The organism is Dactylosporangium cerinum (assembly GCF_042653625.1).
Lineage (GTDB): Bacteria > Actinomycetota > Actinomycetes > Mycobacteriales > Micromonosporaceae > Dactylosporangium > Dactylosporangium cerinum.
This window is the reverse complement of sequence record NZ_JBHSIU010000015.1, coordinates 19,877-43,423: the sequence shown is the minus strand read 5'-3', so window position 1 is coordinate 43,423 and position 23,547 is coordinate 19,877. Positions and strand designations below refer to the sequence as shown.

Here is a 23,547-nt window from a genome sequence, read left to right as displayed (position 1 = left end):
GTCCTAGTCCAAGGTGAAGTAGTCGGGGCCCGCGTAGTGGCCGGTGGCAAGCTTGGTCCGCTGCATGAGCAGGTCGTTGAGCAGCGTGGAGGCGCCGAACCGGAACCGGTCGGGGTCCAGCCAGTCGGGGCCGGCGGTCTCGTTGACCATGACCAGGTACTTGATCGCGTCCTTCGCCGTGCGGATGCCGCCGGCGGGCTTCACCCCGATGATCCGGCCGGTCGCGGCCCGGAAGTCGCGCACCGCCTCCAGCATGACCAGCGTCACCGGCAGCGTCGCCGCCGGCTGGATCTTGCCGGTCGAGGTCTTGATGAAGTCGGCGCCGGCCAGCATCGCCAGCCAGGAGGCGCGGCGCACGTTGTCGAGGGTGGCCAGCTCGCCGGTTTCCAGGATGACCTTGAGGTGCGCGTCGCCGCACGCCTCCTTGACCGCCACGATCTCGTCGTGGACCTCGGCATACCGCCCGGCCAGGAACGCGCCCCGCTTGATCACCATGTCGATCTCGTCGGCGCCGTCGGCGACGGCCGCGCGGGTGTCGGCCAGCTTCACGTCGAGGGGCGCCTGCCCGGACGGGAAGGCGGTGGCGACGCTGGCCAGGTGGACCCCGCTGCCGTGCAGCGCCTCGGCGGCCACCGAGATCATCGCTGGGTAGACGCAGATCGCGGCGGCGCTCGGGCAGGTCGGGTCGGCGGGGTCGGGCCGGATCGCCTTCGCGCACAGCGCCCGGACCTTGCCGGGGGTGTCGGAGCCTTCGAGCGTCGTCAGGTCGACCATGCGGATCGCCAGATCCAGGGCCTGCGCCTTCGCCGTCGTCTTGATCGACCGGGTGCCCAGCATGGCGGCGCGCTGCTCCGCGCCAACCTGGTCGACACCGGGCAAACCGTGCAGGAAGGTCCGCAGGGCGCCTTGTGAGCGCGCGACCTCGGCGGTGAGGGTCATGACCTGAGTCTAGGCTGTGCTCTCGTGGACGTACTCGTGGTGGATCACCCCCTGGCCAAGTCGCGACTGACCGCGATGCGTGACGAACGGACCGACAACGGCCAGTTCCGTGCCGCGCTGCACGAGCTCACCACGATGCTGGTGTACGAGGCGGCCCGCTCCTTCGCCACCGAGCAGTTCCCGGTGCAGACGCCGGTCGCCGTGGCCGAAGGCACCCGGCTGGCCAACCCTCCGCTGCTGGTGCCGGTCCTGCGGGCCGGGCTGGGCATGGCCGACTCGGCCCTGGCGCTGCTGCCGGAGTCCTCGATGGGCTTCGTCGGGCTGGCCCGCGACGAGGAGACCTACGAGCCGCGCGCCTACATGGAGTCACTGCCCGGTGACCTCAAGGGCATCCCGGTGCTGGTCCTCGACCCGATGCTCGCCACCGGCGGCTCGCTGCTGCACTGCGTGCGGCTGCTGGTCGACCGCGGCGCGACCGACATCACCGTGCTGTGCGTGCTCGCCGCGCCCGCCGGCATCGAGCGACTGGCCGACTCCGGCCTGCCGATCCGCCTGGTCACGGCCGCGATCGACGAGAAGCTCAACGAGCGCATGTACATCGTCCCAGGCCTCGGCGACGCCGGCGACCGGCAGTTCGGCGGCATGCCCCGCTTCTAGCTCCGAAGCTTCGCCGGCGGTTCCGTGGGGGGCTGCGCCTCCCCACACCCCCCATGCTCGCTTCGCTCCCACTCGAACTGTTCCTAGCTCCGTCGGCTTCGCCGCCGGTTTCGTGGGGGGCTGCGCCTCCCCACACCCCCCATGCTCGCTTCGCTCCCACTCGGTCCGAATTTGAACCGCACCTTAATTCCCGTCGCCGGTTCGGGGGATATCTGCTGCTCAGCCATTGCCTGACGGGCTGAGCAGCGGCCTACGGTGACCGGCGATGAAGCACCGACGCTCGTTCCTGCGCACCCATCCAGTCCTCGCCGTCGCCGTCACGGTGGGGATCCTCGTCGGCTCCGGCGCCCTCGCGGCGACCGGCGGTGGTAGACCCGAACGACGGGCTGTCTCCGTACCGGCGACGCAGCGACCTGACACGGAAAGCCTCGGCACCGCCGGCTCGCCGCCGGCATCTCCGAAATCGGCGGCGCCCTCCCAAAGCAAGAAGGCCCTGGAAGGCACCCGCTGCGGGTTGAGCGCGAAGCTGGTGCCGGGCTGCGGGCTGCTGTGGGGGGTCGCGCCCGGCGCGTTCACCGACCTGCCGTCGTCCAAGGCGCTGGGCAACTTCGAGCGCACCACCGGCCGCCCCGCCGACATCCTGCACTCCTACCACCGCGGCGACGAGGTCTGGCCGACCGCCGACGAGATCGCCACCGTGCAGCAGGCCCGCAAGCGGATCCTGTTCGCCAACTGGAAGGTCGCCTGGAACACGACCTGGGCCGACGTCGCCGCCGGCGGGCAGGACGCCCGCATCGACCGGGCCGCGGCCCGGCTGAAGGCGTTCCCGGGGAAGCTGTTCGTCGCCCTGCACCACGAGCCGGAGAACGACGTGCGGGCCGGCGGCGGCATGACCGCCCGCGACTACGCCGCCATGTACCGGCACACCGTCCTGCGCCTGCGCGCCGCCGGCGTCACCAATGTCGTCTTCGTCATGGTCTACATGGCGTACGAGCCCTGGTGCGTGCAGCCGTGGTTCGGCGACCTGTACCCCGGTGACGACGTCGTCGACTGGATCGGCATGGACCCCTACCTGTTCGCCAGGCCCGGCGGCTACGGCCACGGCGACTTCGCGTACCTGGTCGACCGCACCTCGGATCCCGCGAAGTGGCCCGGGTTCTACACCTGGGCCACCCGGACGCACGGCAACAAGCCGCTCATGATCGCCGAATGGGGGGTGTACGAGCATGCCGCCGACCCGGCGCAGAAGGCCTGGATCTATTCGACGGTCCGCCAGCAGCTCGGCCGGTTCCCCGCGATCAAGGCCCTCGTCTACTTCGACTCGCCGAACGCCCCCAAGGGCGACACCCGGCCGGACAGCTCGCAGGCGGCCCTTTCGGAGTTCCAGAAGCTGGCCGCGTCGACGGTGTTCTCGGTGACGCTATAAGCCCAGGGCGGCCGCTGTTTCGGTCCGCAGCGCGGCCAGGGACGCCCGGGCCTTCTCGCGGGCGGCCGTGACGTTGCCGTCCGTCACCGGCTCGACCACCTCCAGGTACGCCTTCAGCTTCGGCTCAGTCCCCGACGGCCGCACCACCACCCGGGTCGTGCCCGCCCGCACGATCAGCACGTCGGCGTCCGGCAGCAGGTCCTCGACCGCGTGCACCGGCTCGTCGAGCAGCGCCACCGGCGGCCGCTGCCGGATCGTGGCCATGGCGGTGGCGATGTCGGCGAGGTCGTCGACGCGGACGCTCAGCTGGTCCGTGGCGTGCACGCCGTGCCGCAGCGCGAGCTCGTCGAGCCGGTCGCCGAGGTCCTTGAACTCGGACTTCAGCCCGGCGGCCAGCTCGCACACCAGCAGCGCGGCGGTGATGCCGTCCTTGTCCCGCACGTGGGTGGGCGCGACGCAGTACCCCAGCGCCTCCTCGTAGCCGAAGACCAGGTCGTCGCCGGCCCGGACGATCCACTTGAAGCCGGTGAGCGTCTCGCCGTAGGGCAACTGGTGGGACTCGCACATCCTGGACAGCAGGCTGGAGGACACGATGGTGGTCGCGTACCGGCCCTTGACGCCGCGGCGCATCAGGTGGTCGGCGAGCAGGACCCCGACCTCGTCACCCCTGAGCAGCCGCCAGCCCTCTTCTGCCTTGATCGCCACTGCGCACCGGTCGGCGTCGGGGTCGTTGGCGATCGCGATGTCCGAGTCGGTCTCCGTCGCGAGGGCGAGCAGCAGGTCGGTCGCGCCTGGCTCCTCCGGGTTCGGGAACTTGACCGTCGGGAACTCGGGATCGGGCTCGGCCTGCTCCGCGACGACGTTCGGTTCCGGGTACCCCGCTTCGGTGATTGTCCGGATAAATACGTCTTTTCCTACTCCGTGCATGGGGGTGTACGCGATGACGAGGTCCCGCGGCACCTCAGGCTCGACGGTGCGCAGGGCACTGTCCACGTACGCGTCGACCACGTCCTCGCCCAGGGTCTCGCCGGGGTCACCCAGCGGCACGTCCAGCAGCGGCCCGACCGCCCGGATCGCCCGCTCGATCTCCCGGTCCGCGGGCGGCACGATCTGCGAGCCGTCGCCGAGGTACACCTTGTAGCCGTTGTCCTGCGGAGGGTTGTGACTCGCGGTCACCATGACCCCGGCGGCGGCGTCGAGGTGCCGCACCGCGAACGCGAGCACCGGCGTCGGCAGCGGCCTGGGCAGCACCAGCGCGCGCCGCCCGGCGCCCTGCGCCACCCTCGCGGTCTCCTCGGCGAACGCCTTCGAGCCGTGGCGGGCGTCGTACCCGACGACGAGCGGCCCCTCGACCCCGGTCTCCGCCAGCCAGCGGACGAGCCCGGCCGCGGCGCCCCGCACGACGGCGAGGTTCATGCCGTTCGGCCCGGCCCGCAGCGGCCCCCGCAGCCCGGCCGTGCCGAACGTCAAAGGCCCCGCGAACCGCTCCCGCAACTCCTGGTGATCGTCGAGCACGGCCCGCAACTCGTCCCGGCCGGCGGGGTCGGGATCGTCGGCCAGCCAGGCCTCCGCTTCGGCGCGCAGATCACTCATCCGTCGTTCTTAGCACGCCCCGCCCCACCCCGAGCCGCCTCAGCCCTTCCCCGCCCCCACCCCACTCCGCGCCGTCAAGCCGTCCCACGGGTGCCGACCGTGGGGTGGAGCGGTGGCCCGTGCCGGCGGTGTCGGCCGTGGTCGGACGGCGGATCCGGTCGGGCAGCGCGCTGGGCGCGGCTCCTGACCGGATCCGTCATCTGATCATGGACCGGGGCGGGGTCACTGGCCGGTGGAGGCGCCCGCCGACGGGGTGGTGAGCTTGAACGAGCGGACCATCTCCTCGAAGATGACCTTGCTCTCGGTGAACTTGGCCTCGGGCACGGTCACGAAGAAGTGGTAGCTCTTGCCGTTGAGGACCACGGCGTCCCACAGGGCGTGCCGTTGCTGGTCACCGGCGCCGCAGGTGTATTCGAGGACCGCGGCGTCGTGGCCGTCGAGCTTGTTGTCGGTCATGTCGACGTGGGTGTACGGCTGGGTGCAGCTGGACGCCGTCGACTTCAGCCGGTTCTCCGCGCCCTCGAGGAAGGCGCGGGGCGTGTTCGACGCCTTCTCGATGTTGATGCGGATGCGGCGGTTGGCGTCGGCCGGGTCGGTGATGTCGAAGTAGGGCGCGGTCGCGTTGCCGAGCTGCTTCTTCGCCCAGCCCTTCGGGATGTTGACCGTGATGCCGCCGGGGTGGCTGAAGGACTCCACGTCCAGCAGGGGCCGGGCCGGGCCGCTCGACGTGGTGACCGGGGGCTTGCCGTTCTGCGCGTCCGAGCCGCCGCTGGAGAACAGGCCGGACATCGACAGCGCGATGACCAGGACGACCACGACGCCCGCGGCGACGGCGACCTTCGCCCAGCGCGGTGCCTGGGTGACGATGCGCTTGAAGTCGGTGCCGGGCGGCTTCGGGGGCTCGGCCGGGGCCTGGGTCCAGTCGGTGGTGCCGAGCGGGCCGTCCTGGTAGGCCGCATACCGGCTGGCGTCGGTGCGCTCCAGCTCGGGGTCCTGGGCCTGGTGGGACGGGCCGCCGGAGTGCATGCGCCGCATGGCGCCGCTGACCGTCTCGCCGGGGGCGATCATCGCCCGGCCGCCGATCTGGCCGGTCGGGGAGTGCTGCGGGGTCGCGACCGTCGGCTGGTGCGTCGGGCGGACCACCGCATACGGGTCCGTCATATGTGCGGGGGCGTTGCTGGCGAGGGGGCCGGCGAGCAGGTCACGCAGGACCGCGCGGGCGGTCTCGACGTTCCAGCGGCGGGCCGGGTCCTTCTCCAGCAGGCCGTAGAGCACGCCGGCGAGCGGGCCGGCGCGGACCGCCTGGGCCGGGGGCTCCTCGACGACGGCGCGCATCGTCTCGAACGGGTCGCGCCGGTCGAACGGCGGCCGGCCCTCGACCGCGGTGTAGAGCGTGACGCCGAGGGAGAACAGGTCGCTGGGCGGCCCGAACTTCGCGCCGATGGCCCGCTCGGGGGAGATGAAGTGCGGCGAGCCGAGCACCATGCCGGGCGTGGTCAGCTCGCTGTCGGTGGGCATCCGTGCCACGCCGAAGTCGGTGAGCACGCAGCGGCCGTCGCCGGCGATGAGGACGTTGGCCGGTTTGACGTCGCGGTGCAGGACGCCGGCGGCGTGGGCCACCTCGAGCGCACCGAGCAGCGCGATGCCGATCTTGGCGACGGCGCGGGCGGCCAGAGGGCCGTCCTCCACGATCATCTCGGCGAGGCTGCGGGCCTGCAGCAGCTCCATGACGATCCATGGGCGGCCGGCCTCGGTGACCACGTCGTAGACCTGGACGACGGCTGGGTGTGACAGTGCCGCCGCGGCGCGGGCCTCGCGCAGCGTCCGCTGATACATCGAGTCGCGGTCGCTGGGGGCCATGTTGGGCGGCAGTATCACCTCTTTGACCGCCACGTCGCGGCGCAGCACGGTGTCGCTGGCGCGCCACACGGTGCCCATGCCGCCGTGACCGATGGCGGTGCGCAGCGCGTAGCGCCCGCCGATCACCACGCCCGGGGCAGCGCGCTGCCCGGGCACGGGCATGCTCGTGGAGCCGGGTTCGCGGGGCTCCCGCTGCTCGGGGCCGCGCGCAGGATCACGCCCGGCTCCGGCGGAAGCCAGAGCGCCGGTGGGTGGCAGTGGCTCGCCGTGCCACGTCGGGAGCTGAGTCACAGGCAGTAAACCGTCGTCATGGAGGGAAGATGACTTTCTCGCTGTACGACCGCGGTCCCCACTATCTTGCTTGCTGCTCGCCGGTTAAGAAAGGTGGGGTCCCGTCCTTCACCGTACCGTGACCCGCACGCAACCGTGTGTGCTGATCTTGTTGCGCTGCTGAACCGGTTGGATTGAATCCGCTCATTCGGGGAACCCGGAGGGTCGGACGGAGCGTCTACGCAGGAGTACTGAAACGCATCCGGAACATCGGGGGACTACTTTCCCTGGATTTCCTGGTGCACCTGCCGATCCGGGGGTCGGACGCACGCACGGTGCGGCGCCAACCCCCGGGTTCATGCCACTCTGCGACGTCGTCCGTCACTGTGCGTCGATCATCGGCGACGATGACGGCAGCACCGAAGCGAAAAATTACTCGCGACACCACGTGACCGTGGCGCCTGTCACCCGTTGTAGGAGGTGGGGGGTACTTGTCTGAAGCGGACCGCACACTTCCGACGAGGCCAGCAACTTTACGCCTCCAGTACCAATCAAGTGACGCTCAGCTATCTCAACATCACGAGAATGATGTTGCGCTCCGTCACCTTGACCCAGTTAGTCTGTCCGTGGCACGCATGGGGCGGGCCGCTCCTTTAGACCGAAATAGAGAACTCACCGTGACGAGAGCGCTGATGCTGCCCGATCCTGCCGCCGCGGCGGCACGGGTCAGCAAGTTGACGTCGTCCTGGCCCGAGACTCCACCCGGGGCCGATCCGCTGCCCGGTCAGCTCGACCGCTGGCTCACCTCCCGGGGTGCCGAGCTCGTAGCCGTGCGACGTCACATTCACGCGCATCCGGAGCTCTCCGGCCAGGAGTTCGAGACGGCGGCCCTGGTCGCCCGCGAGCTGACCCGCGCCGGCCTGTCGCCCCGCATGCTGCCCAAGGGCAACGGCGTCATGTGCGACATCGGCTACGGCGACCGGGTCATCGCGCTGCGTGCCGACCTGGACGCCCTGCCGCTGCCGGACACCAAGGACGTGCCCTACCGTTCCACCGTCGACAACGTCTGCCACGCGTGCGGGCACGACGTCCACACCACGATCCTGCTCGGTGTCGGTCTCGCCCTGGCCCAGCTGGCCGAGCGCGACGAGCTGCCGGGCCGGGTGCGGCTGCTGTTCCAGCCGGCCGAGGAGACGATGCCGTCGGGTGCGCCCGAGGTCATCGCCGCCGGCGGGCTCAAGGACGTCGCCGCGATCTTCGCGCTGCACTGCGCGCCGCAGCTGCCGGTCGGGCTGGTCGGGGTCCGCTCCGGGCCGTTCACCGCCGCCGCCGACAAGATCGAGGTCCGGCTCACGGGACGCGGCGGGCACACCGCCCGGCCGCACCTGACCGCCGACCTCGTGCACGCGCTCGGCCGGATCCTGGTGGACGTGCCGTCGCTGCTGGACCGCAAGCTCGACGCCCGCGCCGGGGTCTCCATGGTGTGGGGTGCCGTGCGCGCCGGCGAGGCGGCCAACGCGATCCCGATCGAGGGCATCGCCCGCGGCACCATCCGGGTCCTCAGCCGCGACGCCTGGCGCGACGTGCCGGAGCTGGTCACCAAGCTGGTCCACGACGTCATCGCGCCGACCGGTGCCGACGTCGAGGTCAAGTACACCCGCGGCGTGCCCCCGGTCGTCAACGACCGCCTGGCCACCGCGGTCATCGCCGGCGCCGCCGGTGCCGCGCTCGGCCCGGACCGGGTCGTCGAGGCGGAGATCAGCATGGGTGGCGAGGACTTCGCGTTCTACCTCGACGGCGTGCCGGGCTCGATGATCCGCCTCGGCGTCGGCGTGCCCGGGTCGGACCAGAAGTTCGACATCCACCAGTCGCTGTTCGACGTCGACGAGCGTGCGATCGGCTACGGCGTCCGGGTCATGGTGCACACCGCCCTCGCCGCACTGAGCGCGGGCGCCTTCTAAGCAGCCGAGCCGAAGCAGCCGAGCCGAGGCAACCGAGCCAGAACCGCAGGCGACCGGGGGATGTCTCAAAGCCCACCGGTCTGATAGCCATGGACCGTGGTCACTGAACTGCGAGTGCACGGCGTCACGGGCACCCCGGCGGAGGACGTCCTCGACCGGCCGCTGCTGCGGCGGGTCGCGGGCGACACCGACGCCGGGTTCTTCCGGCCCCGCGCGGAATACGGCGCGGGCGCCGGAGCGGGCGGCGTGACCCTGGAGGCGTACCGCTGGGGCAACCTCACCGCCGGTGCCGCCGCCCGCGCGCTCTGGCTGCTCCTGCTGCCGTTCATGTTCGCCAACGTCGCGATCTGGCTGCGCCCCGACGTCGGCGACCGCGCCAGGACGGCGATCCGGGCCCTGACCCGCGTCTTCGCGCTGACCATGACCGCGTCGTTCGTCCTGGCGTTCGTCGAGATCTCGATGGATCTGGTCGGCTGGCAGTGCGCGGCGCTGCCCCGCTGCCTGCAGGACCGCGGGTACCTGTCGGTGCTCGCGGACGGCACGTTCGCCACCACCAGCCGCCGGCTCGCCGTCACCGCGCTGATCCCGGTCCTCGCGATCGCGTTCCTGTGGTTCCTGGGCCGGCGCACCTGGGCCCGCTACGAGGCGTACCCGATCACCACCGAGGGCGACGGCGACGGCCTGGCGCACCCGTGCTTCTGGAACGGCCGGCCGCTCGTCGGCCGGCTCCGGTCGCTGCACATCGCGGTCGCGTTCGGCACCCTCGACGCGGCGCTCCTCGCCGTCCTCGTCCCGCACGACCGGCACCCGGCCGGCTACGTCCTCGCCGCCGCCACCGCCCTCATCCTGCTGCTCGGCGTCGTCGCGGTGACCCTGCGCGCCGTCGTGCACCGGGACACCCCGGCCGGCTGGGCGAAGCCGTTCACCCGGGTGCTCAGCCATGCCGCCGTCGGGCTGACCGGCCTCGTCCTCGCGTACGCCTGCCTGACCCGCGACCCGTGGACGGCCAGGGACCGGATGCCGGCGTTCAGCGGCACCGTCACCGTGCTCTTCGCCGTGCAGGTCCTGCTGATGCTGGTCCTCGGCGGGGTCGTCCTGGTGACCCGCCCGAAGGGCACCTTCCTGCTGGGGCTCGCGGGGCCGCTGATCGCCAGCACCGGACTCGGCGTCGCGGTCGCGTTCGCCGCCGGGATGGCCTACCGGGTCGCCGACTTCCTCGACCGGCGTTCGCTGCCGTCCACCGCGGACTACGACGAGGGCCGCCTGGTCATCGAGCCACCGCCCGCATACGAGTGGGCCGCCGCCGGCTTCGTCCTGCTGCTCGTGCTCGCCGCGCTGGTCGCGCTGACGATGGGGCTGCCGATGGTGCGCCGCCTGCGCCGGTATGCCCGGGTCGTCACCGACGCGGACTTCCGCGGTGGCCGGCTGCGCGACGCCGGGCGGGCCCGGCACATCGACACCGCCGTTGCCGACGCCCTCGTCACCGACCACGTCGGGCGCATGCTGGTCTGGGTGTTCGTCCCGGCTGCCGCGGCGGCGGTCGTCGCGACCGGGTTCGCGCTGCTCGGGCTGCGGCCGATCCGGCTGGCGGCGTCGGGGTCCGCCGCGGCCGAGGTGACGTCGACCGTCGTCAACCTGGGCACCTATCTCATCGGCCTGTCAGCGTTCGCGCTCGTGTTCATCGGGATTCTGGCGTACCGGTATCAACGCTTCCGCCGGATCGTCGGCGTCCTGTGGGACCTCGGCACGTTCTGGCCGCGGGCCGCGCATCCCCTCGCGCCGCCCTGCTACGCGGAGCGGGTCGTGCCCGAGCTCGCCCGGCGCACCGGCTGGCTCGCCGCCGAGCAGGGCGGGGTCATCCTGTCCGGGCACAGCCAGGGCACCGTCCTGGCCGCCGCGACCGTGCTGCAACTGCCGCCCGAGGCGCAGGCCCGCACCACGCTGCTGACCTACGGTTCGCCGCTGCGCCGCCTGTACGCCCACTTCTTCCCCGCCTACATCAACGACGCGGTGCTGACGCGGATCGGCGCGGTGCTGGCCCGACCCGAGGATGGCGTCCTCGACGCGGGTCAGCACAGCCCCCGTTGGGTCAACCTCTGGCGGGACACCGACCCGATCGGCGGCCCGGTGCAGGCACCGACCGCACGGGATGTGCGGCTGGTGGACCCGCCGGGCTTCGACATCGCACCCGGTGACACGGTGTTCCCCAAGGTTGACGGACACTCCGGCTATCAGCTGCGGCCCGCGTTCGGCGCCGCCGTGGCCGGACTCGCGACGGTCCTGTCGGGCGCCTCGGACGAGCCGCCGACGGTCTCGAACCCGTCGGCGCCCTCGACTGCCTGACCGGACGTGGCGCACCGGTGGTGCGGCCCGGCGCCGCCGGCGGGCCGCACGACCGCTCACCGCTGCGGTGGCCGGCCCGGCTCCCCGCCGTCGCCGGCAGGCGGTGCGGTGGCCGGACCGGCACCGCCACCGTCGGCCGGACCGCCGGCAGGCGGCGCGGAGACGGCGTCAGCCCCCGCCGACACCGGCGCGGAGCCGGGATCAGCGGCCGCGGGCGGCGCGGAGACAGGACCAGCGGTGGCCGGCGGCGCGGAGACCGGGCCGCGGGCCGGCGGCACCGGCGCCAGCAGCGGGCCGGAGCGCGGGCCGTACCCCGGGCGCGGGGCGGCCGGGAACTGCGGGTTCCAGCCCGGAGCCGGACCCGCAGCCGGGCCGCCCGCGGCGACCAGTGCCGGGCGCTTCGGCCGGTACCGGCGGATCAGCCAGACCAGGACGTACACCGGCACACCCAGGAGCAGGATCCACGGGGTCAACCAACCCAGCACCGTCAGCGCCACCTGCAGCGAGGCCAGGAACGCCTCCAGGCCGTTCTTGAACCCGGCCGCGACCCCGATCTCGTCCTTGTCCTTGGTAATCGCCGCCTCGGGGCCGAGCAGCTGCAGGGTGATCGTCGACAGCGCGGTCAGGCCGTCGAGCTTGCGCTTGCGCGCCTGCAGGGACTCGAGGTCGGACAGGCGGCGCGACAGCTCCGACTCCAGCGAGGTGATCTCGCCGATCGTGGTCGCCTTCGCCAGCAGCGCGCGGATCCGGTCGACGCTCGCCGCGGCGTTGTCCAGCCGGGCCTGGACGTCGACGACCTGGTCGGTGACGTCCTGCGCGGTGATGGTGCGGTCCTCCTCGTCGCCGAGGTCCTTGAGCTGCTCGAGGGTCGGCGTGAACTTCGCCGCCGGGATGCGCAGCACCAGCGTGCCCGTCGAGCGGCGGTCGTCGCGCCGGCGGTTGTCGCCGCCGACGAAGCCGCCCGCCTGGGTGGCGAACGAGATGGCCTTGGCGGCCGCGGCGTCGACGTCGTCCACGCGGACGGTCATCGTGCCGGCGTAGATGATCGAACGGTTCTCGACGTCGAGGTTGTCGGGGACCTTGTTCGGCTCCTTGGCCGGGTCCTGGACGGGCTCCCTGGCGGGGCCGGCACCGCCCTCCTGCGCCACCCCGGGCGCGACCCCGCCGCGGTCGGCGCTGCTGGCGGCCGGGGCCTCCTTGTCGTTGGCGCCGCAGCCGCTCACCGCCACGAGCAGCACGGCACTCACCGCCGTGAGGAACAGTCTGGTGCGCCTGACTGACATGACGCCTCCTGGGTAGGGTCGATCGGAGCGATCGAACTGCCACCTGGGACGCACCCGGGCGCCGCACCGGTTCCCGGGCGCAGCGTCACGGTTACGACACGGCAGAGCCACGGCGAGAACACGGCGAAGGGACCAGGAGTCATGCGCATCACCAAGTTCACGCACGCGTGTCTGCGCATCGAGCACAGCGGCGGGGTGCTGGTGATCGACCCGGGTGTCTACACCGAGGCGGAGGCCCTCGACGGCGCCGACGCCGTCCTCATCACCCACGAGCACTTCGACCACGTCGACATCGAGGCGCTGCGGGCGCTGAAACGACCCGAGCTCACCGTGCACACCCACGCCGACGTCGAGGCGCAGCTCGCCGACCTCGACGCCGACCTGTACGCGGTCGCCCCCGGTGACACCTTCGTCGCCGCCGGGATGACGGTCCGCGCCCACGGCGGCCGGCACGCGGTCATCCACCCCGACATCCCGCGGATCGTCAACGTCGGCTTCGTGATCGACACCCCGGACGGCCCGCTGTATCACCCCGGCGACGCGTTCCACGTCCCCGACGAGGAGATCGCCACGCTGTTCGTGCCGGTGTCCGCGCCGTGGCTGAAGCTCGCCGAGGCGATCGACTTCACCCGGAACGTCGCCCCGGAGCGGGCGTTCGCGCTGCACGACAGCATGCTGGTGGACGCCGGCCAGCAGATGGTCACCGGGCACATGACCCAGCTGTCCGGCACCCGGTACGCCCGCCTGGAGCCCGGCACCAGCATCGCCTAGAAGGGCTCAGGGCCGCCAGGCCATCAGGTTCGCGAACAGCTCCGCCTGCTCGATGGCGTCGTCCAGGGCGTGGTGGGTGTGCCGGCGCTTCGAGAGCAGGTGCGCCGGCATGCGGCTCTTCACGGCCGCGCCGATCGGGACGCCCGCGCGGACCGCGTACAGGGTCTTGATGTCCAGGCAGCCCGAGTGGCCGAAGACGCTGGCGCCGGTGAAGCGCAGCAGGTACCAGTACAGGAACATCCAGTCGAACACGGCCGGGTAGGCGACGATGACGGGCCGCCCGGCGCCCGCGGTGCGCGTCACCCACGCGCTGAGCTCGCTCATGGCGGTGGCCGGGTCGGCGCCGTCGCGGAGCAGGGCCGCCCGGTCCAGGCCGGACACCGCCAGGGCCTCGGGGACGAAGTCGTCGCTGATCGGGCGCAGCTCCCGGTAGAACGTGTCGGCGGTCGGGTCCGCCGCGGTGAACACCCCGTCGGAGCGGCCGGCGACCGCCAGGCCGAGGCTCACCATCGAGTACGGCCCCGGAATCGGGCCGTCGGCCTCGACATCGAGGGAGAAATAGACGTCCGCGCGCATCCGCTGATCCTACGATCGGGTGGTGGACGATGCGCTCGCCGCCGTGGTGGCCAGGTTGTACGCGGTGCCGCCGGAGGAGTTCGTCGCGGTGCGCGCCGAGGAGGTCGCCAGGGCCCGCGCGGCGCGCGACACCGGGCTCGCCGGCGTGATCGGCAAGCTGCGCAAGCCGACGGTCGCCGCGTGGCTGGTCAACCTCCTCGCCCACGAGCGCCCCGACCTGGTGGAGGAGCTCCTGGAGCTGGCCGCGGAACTCCGCGACGCCCAGCGCGAGCTGCGCGGCGCGGAGCTGCGGGAGCTGTCGACCAGGCGCCGCTCCACCGTCGCCGCCCTGGCGAAGGAGGCCGCCCGCCTCGCCGGACCCGACCGGGGCAACCTTCCGCTGCAGGAGGTGGAGGGAACCTTCGCGGCAGCGCTCGCTGATTCGACGGTGGCGGCGGCGGTACAGGAGGGAGCGCTGACGAAATCGCTCGAGTACACCGGCTTCGGGGAGACCCCGCGACCGCAGCTGCGGCTCCTGCAGGGCGGCGACGACGCGCCCCAGCTCAGCACCGTGACCGCGAAACGGTCCGCGCCGACGCAGGACGACCGGGAGCAGCGGGCCGAGGCCCGGCGGCGGGAGGAGGAGCGGCGCCGCGCCGAGGAGGAGCACGCCAGGGTCGTCAAGCAGGCCCGGCGCGAACTGATGACGGCGCTGCAGCAGCTGACCGACGCGGAGACGGCGAAGTCCGAGGCGGAGCGCGCCGTCGCCGCTGCGGAGAAGGCCATCAAATCAGCCGAGAAGCGGGTGAAAATCGCGCAGGACGCCCTCGCGGACCTGTCCTGAACCCGACCGGATGCCTCCCACGAACGTGTGAGTACTCGGTGATCCACCCGAGCAGGCAGAATGAGCCGGGTGACTCCCGAGCAGGCGGCAGCGGCAGCGAAGCAGGCCGTCCTGATGCTGGGCGGCGCGTTCAGCGACGACCCCAAGACCATGCGCCGCGCTCGGCAGATCGGACTGACCGGCTGGGCGTTCTACGTCGCCGGCCGCGGCGGTGCCCTCGGCGACGTGCGGGCCGACACCGTCGCCGCGGCGCTCGGCTTCATCGCGCCGGAGGCGGTGCAGGACGGCTGGGACGCCGCGCGCAAGGTCGCCCCGCCCGAGCAGATCGCCGCCGACAACCTCGACGAGTGCTGCCGGTGGGGCCGCGAGCACCTGGAGAGCTTCTACGCGCTGCCGAAGCTGGTCGAGCTCGCCGAGCGGGTCGTCGTCAGCGCCGAGACCGCCGGCATGCCGCTGTTCGCGGCGTGGCGGGCGATGCCGCTGCCCGACGACTCACCCGGCGCCCGCGCCGCCGTCCTGGCCCACCTGCTGCGCGAGCACCGCGGCGCCGCGCACCTCCTGGCGATCCGGGCCAGCGGCCTGAGCCCCCTGGAGGCGATCATCGCCGGCCCCGAGGGTGAGGCCGGCGCGACGGCGTTCGGCTGGCAGCCGCCGTTCCCGCCGTTCGAGCCGCTCGTGCGCCGCCGCAGCTGGGCCGAGGCCCTCACCGACCGGATCGCCGGCGAGGCGTTCCGCGCACTGGCCCCCACCGAACGCATCGAGCTCGTCAACCTGCTCGACGCGGCGGTGACCACCGTTCAGGAGGCGGCACCGGTATGACACGTCCCTTGACCGGCCTCGACGGCTGGACCGTCCGTGGGTGCACGCTGCGCGACGTGGCGGCGATCCTCGCGATCACCCGGGCCAGTGACATGGCCGCCCTCGGCGAACCCGACTGGTCCGAGGACGAGGTCGTGGAGACCCTGACCGCCCCGGCCGAGGACCCGTCGGTCGACACGTGGCTCGCCGCCGGCCCCGACGGCGTCCCGGTCGCCTGGGCGTATGTCGACAACCCGAAGCGCGGCGACCGCGACAACGTCGAGCTCTACGCCTGGCCCGGCCGCGGCGAGCCCGCCTACGGCCCGCTGCTGGACCTGGCCGTCGCCAGGGCGGTCGAGCGGTCCCGCGGCAACGGCTTCACCGACGGCGTGCTGCGGGCCGGGACGCTCGCCTCGGAGACGGCGCTGGTGTCGGTGCTGGAGGCGAACGGCTTCGCGTTCGTCAAGCGCCACGCCCGGATGACCCGCCCGCTCACCGGCGACGAGCGCCCGCCCACCGGCTTCGACATCCGTCCGGTCCGCCCCGACGAGCTGCCCCGGTTTCACGAGGTGCTCGAGGCCGCCTTCGCCGACGCCCCCGACTTCGAGCCGACGACCTACGAGGACTGGCGCACCTGGATCGACAGCCTGGTGTCGACCAGCTGGGACGAGTGGTTCGTGGCGCTGTCCGGCGGCGAGATCGTGGGCGTGCTGCAGTCCGCCGACCAGGCCGTGGAGCGCGGCGAGGGCTGGATCAAGAACCTGGCCGTGCTGCGCGGGCACCGCAAGACCGGCATCGGTGGGGCGCTGCTGCGCACGGCGTTCGCGGCATACGCGGCCAAGGGGCGCACCTCGGCCGGTCTCGGCGTCGACCTGACCAACCCGACGGGCGCGTATCAGCTCTACACCGGCGTCGGCATGACGGTGGTGTTCGCCGCGGACGTCTACGAGCGGCCGCTCGGCGGTTGAGGCCGCAGGGCCCGGCCGGCAACTACGGCATGGCGGTCTTCGTGGGCCGGGCGCGCAGCGCGTCGAGATAGTCGGCGGGCGCCCCGGCCTTCGCCGCCGCGTTCGCGATCTCGGCGAGATACCAGGCCGTCGGCAGGCCGCCCTCGTACCCGTTGAAGACGTACACCCACGCCGTCGCGTCGCCGTCGAGCGTGGCCACGCGCAGGTGCAGCTTCTGGTACGTGCCGGCGAGCGCGCCCTCGACCTCGTCGAGCTGCTTCTCGTCGTTGGGGTGGACGTCGTAGAGCGCGACGAAGACCCGGTCGCCGGGTGACTCGACGATCGTGGTGACCGAGCCCTCCCAGCCGAGGACATCCTCACCGGCGAACGTCAGCCGCCAGCCTTCCAGCCAGCCGGTGCCGATCATCGGCGAATACGGACAGTAGGCCCGCATGCGGGCTGGGTCCAGGTTCGAGCCATACGCGGCGTAATGACGCACGGCGATGACGATAAACCCGTCAGGGTGCGGGAGTGAATACTGCAGAGCGTGTCGGATTCGGATCCACTCGTCGGCGCGGCGACGCCGTTCGGCTGGGTCGCTGCCCGGAGGCCCGCGCCGAAGGGGGACAATGTGGCGACAAGGCCGAGAAGGCACGAGTGCGGCGCGCAGCGACGCATGGGGGGCGTGGGGTGGGAAACCCCCCGCGGAAACCGCCGGCGAAGCTGACGGAGCTAAAAGGAGAGTGGCGTTCGTGGGCCGGATCGTGATCATCGGAGGGGGCCCGGCGGGCTACGAGGCGGCCCTGGTCGCCGCGCAGCTCGGTGCCGAGGTCACCGTGATCGAGGCCGAAGGTGCTGGTGGCGCGTGCGTGCTGCATGACTGCGTGCCGTCCAAGACGTTCATCGCCAGCTCGAGCGTGGTCACCGCGCACCTGGACACCGAGGAGTTCGGGGTCATAGGGCCGCCCGGGCCCGACGTGCGGGTCGACGGCCCGGCGGTGCACCGGCGGGTCAAGCGGCTGGCCGCGGCACAGTCCAGCGATATCCACTCGAAGCTGCTCAAGGCGGGCGTGGAGTTCGTCACGGGCACCGCCCGCCTCGGTGAGGACACGCTCGGTCACACCCATGCGGTGCAGATCACACCGGCCGGCAGTGACGCTCCGTATGTGATCGCGGCCTCAACGGTGCTGCTGGCCTCCGGCGCCACGCCCAGGGTGCTCCCGACCGCGGTCCCCGACGGCGAGCGGATCCTCGACTGGCGCCAGGTGTACGACCTGCCGCAACTGCCCGAGCACCTCATCGTCGTCGGGTCGGGCGTGACCGGCGCGGAGTTCGCCTCGGCGTATCTGGCGATGGGCATCGACGTGACGCTGGTCTCCAGCCGGGACCGGGTCATGCCGCACGAGGACCCCGACGCCGCGATGGCGATCGAGCGGGTGTTCCGGGCCCGGGGCATGACCATCCTCAACAACTCCCGCGCCGCCGCCGCCCGTCGGGTCGACGGCGGGGTCGTGGTCGAGCTCGCCGACGGCCGTTCGGTCGAGGGCTCGCACGTGCTGATGGCGGTCGGTTCGGTGCCGCAGACGGCCACGCTGGGCCTGACGGAGTACGGCGTCGAGGTCGCCCCCGGCGGCTACGTCACCGTCGACCGGGTGTCGCGCACCAACGTCCCGGGCATCTACGCGGCCGGCGACTGCACCGGGCTGCTGCCCCTCGCCAGCGTCGCCGCCATGCAGGGCCGGATCGCCATGTGGCACGCGCTCGGCGAGGCCGTCGCCCCGCTGAAGCTGCGCACGGTCGCCGCGAACGTGTTCACCGACCCCGAGCTCGCCTCCGTCGGCATCACCCAGTCCGACATCGACAGCGGCAGGGTCCCGGCCCGCTCGGTCATGCTGCCCCTGGCCGGCAACGCCCGGGCGAAGATGGACGGGCTCGACGACGGGTTCGTGAAGATCTTCTGCCGGCCCGCGTCCGGGCTGGTCGTCGGCGGGGTCGTGGTCGCGCCCAAGGCGAGCGAGCTGATCATGCCGATCGCGATGGCGGTGGAGAACCACCTGAGCGTCGACCAGCTCGCCCACACCATCACGATCTACCCGTCGATCTCCGGTTCGATCGCGGAGGCCGCCCGCCAGCTGATGATCCACGCGGAGGACTGAGGCGAGTTTGGACCGTGGGTCCGCCGCAGCCCGGCATCCACTTGCCGAACACGCCTCAGGGCAGTTCCCGGTAGATGTCGCGGGCGTAGTCGACGACCGCGGCCCGGGTCACGGTCGCCTCGATCGGCAGGACCTCCAGGCAGCGGCGCAGCGCCTCGGTGAGGATCGGGCGCGGCACCCGCATGGAGACGGTGCAGTGCGGGACCCACTCGCCGGGGTCGTACAGGGGCAGGCTCTCGATGCCGGCGCCGGTGAGGTGCCGCCACACGTCGGCCTGGTGGCGCATCAGGTCCGGGGTCGGGGCCAGTCCCAGGAACACGACCCGGCCGACGAACACGCCGGCGAACTGGAAGTTGAGCCGCAGCGGGGTGGCGACCCGCACCGGTTTCAGGGCCGCCTCGACCGCGTCCGGGTCGAGGGCGCGGGCGCCGATCAGCGACACGTGCGGCCGGTGCTTGCCGTCGTGCGGCGTGCGCAGCGTCTGCACGCCGAGCTCCTCGAGGAGGTCCCACAGGACGCGGATCCGGCGGGTGGCGCGCTCGTCGAGGTGCATCTCCAGGGCGGCGACCATCAGCGGGTCCTCTGGCAGACCCGGCACCAGTACGCGTTGCGGGCGTTCAGCTCCGCCGTCTGCACCAGGGTGCCGCAGACGAGGCAGGGCTGGTTCGTGCGGCGGTACACGTACACCTCGCCGCCGTGCCGGTCGACGCGCGGGGCGCGGCCCATCGCCTCGGGCAGGTGGACACTGTGGACGGTGTCGATCCGGCCGTCCTCGACCCCGGCGCGCATCAGCGTCCGCAGGTCGTGCCAGATCGTGTCCCACCGCCGCCGGGTCAGCCGCCGGCCGGTGACCGTGGGCCGCAGCCCGGCCCGGAACAGCGCCTCCGTCACGTAGATGAGCCCGGCGCCGGACACGATCGACTGGTCCATCAGCAGCGCCATGAGCGGCCGGTCCGACTTCTTGATCGCCGCGAACGCCCGCACCCCGCCGTCGTCCTCCTCGGCCAGGGGGTCCGGGCCGAGCCGGGCGTGCAGCGCCTCGACCTGCAGCGGGTCCAGCAGCTCGCACGCCGTCGGGCCGCGCAGGTCGAGCCAGTGCGCGCCGTTGGCCATCCGCAGCCGGACCTCCCCGACCGCCGGCGGCGGGTCCGCGTCGCCGTCGGTGAACTTGCCGTAGAGCCCGAGGTGGACGTGCAGCGTGATGTCGCCCTCGTACTGATGCAGCAGGTGCTTGCCGTGGGCGGAGGTGCCGAGCAGCGTGCGCCCGTCGACGCGCTGTGCGCCGTCGGCGAAGCGGCCCTGCGGGCTGCTGACCGCCACGGGGCGGCCCGCGAACAGGGCCCGGTGCCGCGCGGCGAGGCGGTGGATGGTGTGACCTTCAGGCACCGCACGTTTATACCCGTTCCTGGCACCGCGGCGGCGAGCTATTCTTGCGCACATGAGTCGCAGCGCACTGTTCACGACGACGCCGGGCCTTCCCCGGCGGCGCTGACACTCACTGTTCAGCCAAGCTCCGGGGCGTCGCGCTCCGGAGCTTTTTCGTGCGTGCGGCGCCCTTGGTTTCTCCAGGGAGTCATCGACATGCAGGATCACCGCAAACTCGGCCGCGACCTCGAACTCTTCCACTCCGACCCGCTCGTCGGCGCCGGGCTGCCGCTGTGGCTGCCGGCCGGTGCCGCCGCCCGCCGCGCCGTCGAGGACTACATCCACGCCCTCGAACGCCGCAACGGCTACCAGCACGTCTACTCGCCGCCCCTGGCCAAACAGGAGATGTACGTCAGATCCGGGCACCTGCCACACTTCGCCGACGACATGTTCCCGCCGATGGCGTTGAGCGAGCACGACGCGTTCGTGCTGCGCCCGAGCCTCTGCCCGCACCACGCCGCGGTGTTCAACGCGCGCGGCCGCTCGTACCGTGAGCTGCCGCTGCGCATCGGTGAGATCGGTGGGCAGTACCGCGCCGAACGCTCCGGCGTCCTCGGTGGACTGTCCCGGGTCCGCGCGATCTCCCTCAACGACGGGCACATCTTCTGCACCGAGGAACAGGTGCACGCCGAGGTCGTGGAGTCGCTGCGGCTCATGCGGGTGGCGCACGACGCGCTGGGCTTCCAGCCGTCCTCGTTCCGCCTGTCGCTGCGCGGTGCAGGCGGCAAGTACGTCGACGACCCGGCCATGTGGGACAAGGCGTCGGCGGTGCTGCGCGACGCCCTGGCCGAGGCCGGCGTGTCCTACGTGGAGGCCGCCGGCGAGGCGGCGTTCTACGGCCCGAAGGTCGACGTGCAGCTGCTGGACCACGCCGGCCGGGAGAGCACCCTGGCCACCGTGCAGGTCGACTACTTCCAGCCGGCCAGGTTCGACCTGTCCTATGTGGACGCCGACGGCGCGCGGCGCCGCCCGGTCATGGTGCACCGCAGCGCCGCCGGCAGCCTGGAACGGCTCTTCGCGCACCTGATCGAGGTGCACGACGGGGCGTTCCCGGCCTGGTACGCGCCGCTGCAGGTGGCCGTGCTCCCTGTCTCCGACGCCTGCGCGGGCGGCGACTTCCTGCGTGCCTGCCGCGCCGCCGACCTGCGCGTCGAGGAGTGGCACTCGGGCAGCCTCGGCGCCCGGATCCGGCAGGCCGCGGCGCGGAAGGTGCCGTTCGTCGCGGTGGTCGGGGAGCGGGAGGTCGCGGACGGCGCGGTGTCGCTGCGCCCACGGGATCCGGGCGCGCTGTCGGGGGTGCTGCCGATCGGGCCGGCGATCGCGGCGCTCTCCGAGGTGTGCAAGGCCCCATAAACAGGTCGGGGCGGCCGGTGCGTCAGTCCAGGTGTGCGGATCTTCCGGATCATCGTGATGCTCGCTTTCGTGGCCGGCTGCTCAGCCACGCCGTCGTTCTCGGCCCCTGCGTCCCCGGCGGCCCCGGCGGCACCGTCGTCGGCCGCCCCCACCAGGGGGCCGGCGACGGTGGACGTGCCGGTCATCCGGTACCCGGTCGACGGCGGCGGCGCGTTCGACTTCGCCCAGGCCGCCGGCCCGGTCGTCGGGACCAGGGGCACGCTGCTGACCTACCGGATCGGCGTCGAGCGGGGCATCACCGGCGTTGACGCGGCCACGTTCGGCGACGCCGTCGAGCTGATCTACGCCGACCCGCGCAGCTGGCCCGGCACCGGCAACTGGCGGCTGCGCCGGGCCGGTGCCGGCGAGCGGTACGACTACACCATCTACCTCGCCACCCCGGCGACCCGCGACGTACTGTGCGGCAACGGCTACGACCGGTACACCTCCTGCAGGAACGGCAACACGGTCGTGGTCAACGTGGCACGCTGGGCGCGCGGCATCCCCGGCTACGGCGCCGACCTCACGGCCTACCGGCAATACGTGGTCAACCACGAGACCGGTCACCGCCTCGGCCGCGGTCACGAGCTGTGCCCGGGCCCCGGCCGCCCGGCACCCGTCATGCAGCAGCAGACCCTCGGCCTGCACGGCTGCGTGGCCAACCCGTGGCCGATCGTCGACGGGCGGCCATATGCCGGGCGTTCCGGCCAGTACGACGACCCGACTCCCGAGGAATCGCCATAAACGCCCGGACCCTCCGGCGCCGTCTAGGAGGTGAGGGGGTGCTGGGTGCGGGACTTCGACGACTTCGTGACGGGGCGCAGCGCGGCGCTGCTGCGGTTCGCGTACCTGCTGACCGGCGACCGTCACCTCGCTGAGGACCTGACCCAGGAGGCGCTGGTGCGGGCCCACCGCCGCTGGCACGCGATCGTCGGCGAGGACGGGCCCGAGCCGTACGTCCGCCGGGCGATCCTGCGGCAGTACCTCTCGTGGCGCCGCCGCCGGGCGAGCACCGAACGGCCGATCGCCGAACCACCCGACGGCCCGCTCGGCACCGACCTCGCCGAACGGGTCGTCGACGCCGACGAGATGTGGACCGCGCTGCGCGCACTGCCCCGCTCGCAGCGCGCCGTCGTCGTCCTGCGCTACTACGAGGACCTGCCCGACGCCGAGATCGCCAGGCTGCTCGGCTGCGCCCCGGCGACCGTCCGGGTCCACGCGTTCCACGCACTGCACCGGCTCCGGTCCGTGCTGACCCCCGCCTTTTCGCATCCGCTTCCGTTTCGTGGGGACGAGTCATGAGCGACGTCGAAGACCGCGTCCGCGACCTGCTGCAGCGCCACGCCACCGACGCCCCGCCGGGCGCGACCCTGCTCACCACGGTGCGCGCCGAGAGCCGCCGCCGCGCCCGCCGCACCCGCGTCCTGGTCGCCGCGGTCGTCACCGTGCTCGCCGGCACCCTCGTGACGTGGCCGCTGCGGCTCGCCGCCGCCCCCGTCACGGTCGCCGCGCCATCGGCGCTGACCTCGCCGGACGCCCCCGCGACCGTCACGTTCCCGCTCACCCCGCCCTCCGGTTCCGCGGCCGTTGAGGTGCGGCTGGCCGCCGGACTGCCGACGCTGAGCTGGTTGCTGCCGGGCACCGACGCCACCGCCACCCTGACGATGAGCCCGACCCGCCCGGCGCTGTCCACCGCGACCCGCACCGACCCCGTTGCCGTCCGCGGCCGGAACGGTCTCGCCGCCGTCGTGCCGGACGAGGGGGTCTCGCTCGTGTGGCAGGAGAGCGCCGAGCAGTGGTTCGAGCTGCGGGCCCTCCCTCCGGTGCCGGTGGACCACCTGGCCGGCGCCGCGAAGAGCCTCCTGCCCGTGCCGGTGACCGCCCCGGCGCCGTTCACGTTCACCCTCGTCCCGGCCGGCTACACCATCGACAACGTCAACCCCGCCGCCGTCACCTTCTGCCCCGCGGACGTCGCCTTCGACCAGTCCTTCGTCGGCAAGATCACCGTCATGCTGGGCGTGACCGGCGAGCGGTCCCCGGGCCGCCAGGTCGACGTCGCCGGCCGCCCCGGCACGGTGACCAGCTCGGCGGACGGCTGGACCTCCCTGGAGGTTGATCTGGGCGACGGGCGGCTGCTCGTGGTGCAGTCCGCGGTGCGGGTGCCGTTGCCGGAGCCGGACCTGATCCGCTTCGCCGCCGGCATCACCGTCAACCCGACCGCCACTCCGGGCCGGGGCTGACCTTCCATTCCCGCCGCTCCCGGGCGGCATGGTCCTGCAGGTAGGGGAGCGGCGGGGTGGTTCCCCGTACATCCTCCCTAAACCGTA

General features: G+C 72.6%; 21 protein-coding genes. 13 read left to right on the top strand and 8 right to left on the bottom strand.

The window, feature by feature from the left end:
- Positions 1 to 3: 3 nt before the first annotated feature.
- Positions 4 to 939, bottom strand: coding sequence for a deoxyribose-phosphate aldolase (deoC, locus tag ACFPIJ_RS15100; RefSeq protein ID WP_380115515.1), 936 nt, complete (start codon positions 937 to 939; stop codon positions 4 to 6).
- Between the two features lie 24 nt (positions 940 to 963).
- Between deoC and upp the strand changes: the two genes are divergently transcribed.
- Both upp and ACFPIJ_RS15090 read left to right on the top strand, forming a co-directional pair.
- Positions 964 to 1,596, top strand: coding sequence for a uracil phosphoribosyltransferase (upp, locus tag ACFPIJ_RS15095; RefSeq protein WP_380115514.1), 633 nt, complete (start codon positions 964 to 966; stop codon positions 1,594 to 1,596).
- A gap of 265 nt (positions 1,597 to 1,861) precedes the next feature.
- Positions 1,862 to 3,022 (top strand): glycoside hydrolase family 26 protein, encoded by a 1,161-nt coding sequence (locus tag ACFPIJ_RS15090; protein WP_380115513.1) that lies wholly within the window; start codon positions 1,862 to 1,864, stop codon positions 3,020 to 3,022.
- Here the strand turns inward: ACFPIJ_RS15090 and ACFPIJ_RS15085 are convergent.
- On the bottom strand, positions 3,017 to 4,615 hold the full coding sequence (locus ACFPIJ_RS15085) for a phospho-sugar mutase (RefSeq protein ID WP_380115512.1): 1,599 nt from the start codon (positions 4,613 to 4,615) through the stop codon (positions 3,017 to 3,019). The genes ACFPIJ_RS15090 and ACFPIJ_RS15085 overlap by 6 nt on opposite strands.
- A 222-nt stretch (positions 4,616 to 4,837) precedes the next feature.
- Positions 4,838 to 6,766, bottom strand: coding sequence for a serine/threonine-protein kinase (locus ACFPIJ_RS15080; RefSeq protein ID WP_380115510.1), 1,929 nt, complete (start codon positions 6,764 to 6,766; stop codon positions 4,838 to 4,840).
- A 656-nt stretch (positions 6,767 to 7,422) separates the two neighbouring features.
- On the opposite strand from ACFPIJ_RS15080, the gene ACFPIJ_RS15075 reads away from it, so the two are divergent.
- Positions 7,423 to 8,706, top strand: coding sequence for an amidohydrolase (locus tag ACFPIJ_RS15075; RefSeq protein ID WP_380115509.1), 1,284 nt, complete (start codon positions 7,423 to 7,425; stop codon positions 8,704 to 8,706).
- A 96-nt stretch (positions 8,707 to 8,802) separates the two neighbouring features.
- Positions 8,803 to 11,049 (top strand): hypothetical protein, encoded by a 2,247-nt coding sequence (locus tag ACFPIJ_RS15070; RefSeq protein WP_380115508.1) that lies wholly within the window; start codon positions 8,803 to 8,805, stop codon positions 11,047 to 11,049.
- Positions 11,050 to 11,105: 56 nt separating this feature from the next.
- On the opposite strand, the gene ACFPIJ_RS15065 is transcribed toward ACFPIJ_RS15070, so the two are convergent.
- Positions 11,106 to 12,332 carry a DUF4349 domain-containing protein gene (locus ACFPIJ_RS15065; protein WP_380115507.1) on the bottom strand — a complete coding sequence of 409 codons (1,227 nt, stop codon included), beginning with the start codon at positions 12,330 to 12,332 and terminating at the stop codon, positions 11,106 to 11,108.
- 141 nt (positions 12,333 to 12,473) lie between these two features.
- On the opposite strand from ACFPIJ_RS15065, the gene ACFPIJ_RS15060 reads away from it, so the two are divergent.
- The gene (locus ACFPIJ_RS15060; protein WP_380115506.1) at positions 12,474 to 13,103 is read left to right on the top strand and encodes an MBL fold metallo-hydrolase; all 630 of its coding nucleotides are present in this window, start codon (positions 12,474 to 12,476) and stop codon (positions 13,101 to 13,103) included.
- Between the two features lie 6 nt (positions 13,104 to 13,109).
- Here the strand turns inward: ACFPIJ_RS15060 and ACFPIJ_RS15055 are convergent, their stop codons facing one another.
- A complete protein-coding gene (locus ACFPIJ_RS15055) occupies positions 13,110 to 13,679 on the bottom strand; it encodes a 3'-5' exonuclease (RefSeq protein WP_380115505.1) in 570 nt (189 codons plus the stop codon).
- A 22-nt stretch (positions 13,680 to 13,701) separates the two neighbouring features.
- Between ACFPIJ_RS15055 and ACFPIJ_RS15050 the strand changes: the two genes are divergently transcribed.
- From ACFPIJ_RS15050 to ACFPIJ_RS15040, 3 genes are all read left to right on the top strand, one after another.
- The gene (locus ACFPIJ_RS15050; protein WP_380115504.1) at positions 13,702 to 14,502 is read left to right on the top strand and encodes a TolC family protein; all 801 of its coding nucleotides are present in this window, start codon (positions 13,702 to 13,704) and stop codon (positions 14,500 to 14,502) included.
- A gap of 69 nt (positions 14,503 to 14,571) precedes the next feature.
- Entirely contained in the window at positions 14,572 to 15,321 is a 750-nt protein-coding gene (locus tag ACFPIJ_RS15045; RefSeq protein WP_203848100.1) for an SCO6745 family protein, read from the top strand.
- Complete coding sequence (locus ACFPIJ_RS15040) at positions 15,318 to 16,268, top strand: GNAT family N-acetyltransferase (RefSeq protein WP_380115502.1); 951 nt, start codon at positions 15,318 to 15,320, stop codon at positions 16,266 to 16,268. Before ACFPIJ_RS15045 ends, ACFPIJ_RS15040 begins: the two co-directional genes overlap by 4 nt.
- A gap of 22 nt (positions 16,269 to 16,290) precedes the next feature.
- Here the strand turns inward: ACFPIJ_RS15040 and ACFPIJ_RS15035 are convergent, their stop codons facing one another.
- Positions 16,291 to 16,746, bottom strand: coding sequence for a gamma-glutamylcyclotransferase family protein (locus ACFPIJ_RS15035; RefSeq protein ID WP_033358353.1), 456 nt, complete (start codon positions 16,744 to 16,746; stop codon positions 16,291 to 16,293).
- Between the two features lie 253 nt (positions 16,747 to 16,999).
- Between ACFPIJ_RS15035 and ACFPIJ_RS15030 the strand changes: the two genes are divergently transcribed.
- A complete protein-coding gene (locus ACFPIJ_RS15030) occupies positions 17,000 to 18,403 on the top strand; it encodes an NAD(P)H-quinone dehydrogenase (RefSeq protein ID WP_380115501.1) in 1,404 nt (467 codons plus the stop codon).
- 55 nt (positions 18,404 to 18,458) lie between these two features.
- On the opposite strand, the gene ACFPIJ_RS15025 is transcribed toward ACFPIJ_RS15030, so the two are convergent.
- Positions 18,459 to 18,974 carry a 2'-5' RNA ligase family protein gene (locus ACFPIJ_RS15025; protein ID WP_380115500.1) on the bottom strand — a complete coding sequence of 172 codons (516 nt, stop codon included), beginning with the start codon at positions 18,972 to 18,974 and terminating at the stop codon, positions 18,459 to 18,461.
- Positions 18,974 to 19,789 carry an Fpg/Nei family DNA glycosylase gene (locus ACFPIJ_RS15020; protein WP_380115498.1) on the bottom strand — a complete coding sequence of 272 codons (816 nt, stop codon included), beginning with the start codon at positions 19,787 to 19,789 and terminating at the stop codon, positions 18,974 to 18,976. The genes ACFPIJ_RS15025 and ACFPIJ_RS15020 overlap by 1 nt, the downstream gene beginning before the upstream one ends.
- A 195-nt stretch (positions 19,790 to 19,984) precedes the next feature.
- Between ACFPIJ_RS15020 and thrS the strand changes: the two genes are divergently transcribed.
- The 4 genes from thrS to ACFPIJ_RS15000 are packed head-to-tail and all read left to right on the top strand — an operon-like array spanning position 19,985 to position 23,460.
- Positions 19,985 to 21,181, top strand: coding sequence for a threonine--tRNA ligase (thrS, locus tag ACFPIJ_RS15015; protein ID WP_380115497.1), 1,197 nt, complete (start codon positions 19,985 to 19,987; stop codon positions 21,179 to 21,181).
- A gap of 33 nt (positions 21,182 to 21,214) precedes the next feature.
- Positions 21,215 to 21,964 carry a DUF3152 domain-containing protein gene (locus ACFPIJ_RS15010; protein ID WP_380115495.1) on the top strand — a complete coding sequence of 250 codons (750 nt, stop codon included), beginning with the start codon at positions 21,215 to 21,217 and terminating at the stop codon, positions 21,962 to 21,964.
- Positions 21,965 to 22,009: 45 nt separating this feature from the next.
- Entirely contained in the window at positions 22,010 to 22,522 is a 513-nt protein-coding gene (locus ACFPIJ_RS15005) for a SigE family RNA polymerase sigma factor (protein WP_380115493.1), read from the top strand.
- Positions 22,519 to 23,460, top strand: a complete 942-nt coding sequence (locus ACFPIJ_RS15000; RefSeq protein WP_380115492.1) for a hypothetical protein — start codon at positions 22,519 to 22,521, stop codon at positions 23,458 to 23,460. The genes ACFPIJ_RS15005 and ACFPIJ_RS15000 overlap by 4 nt, the downstream gene beginning before the upstream one ends.
- Positions 23,461 to 23,547 lie beyond the last annotated feature (87 nt).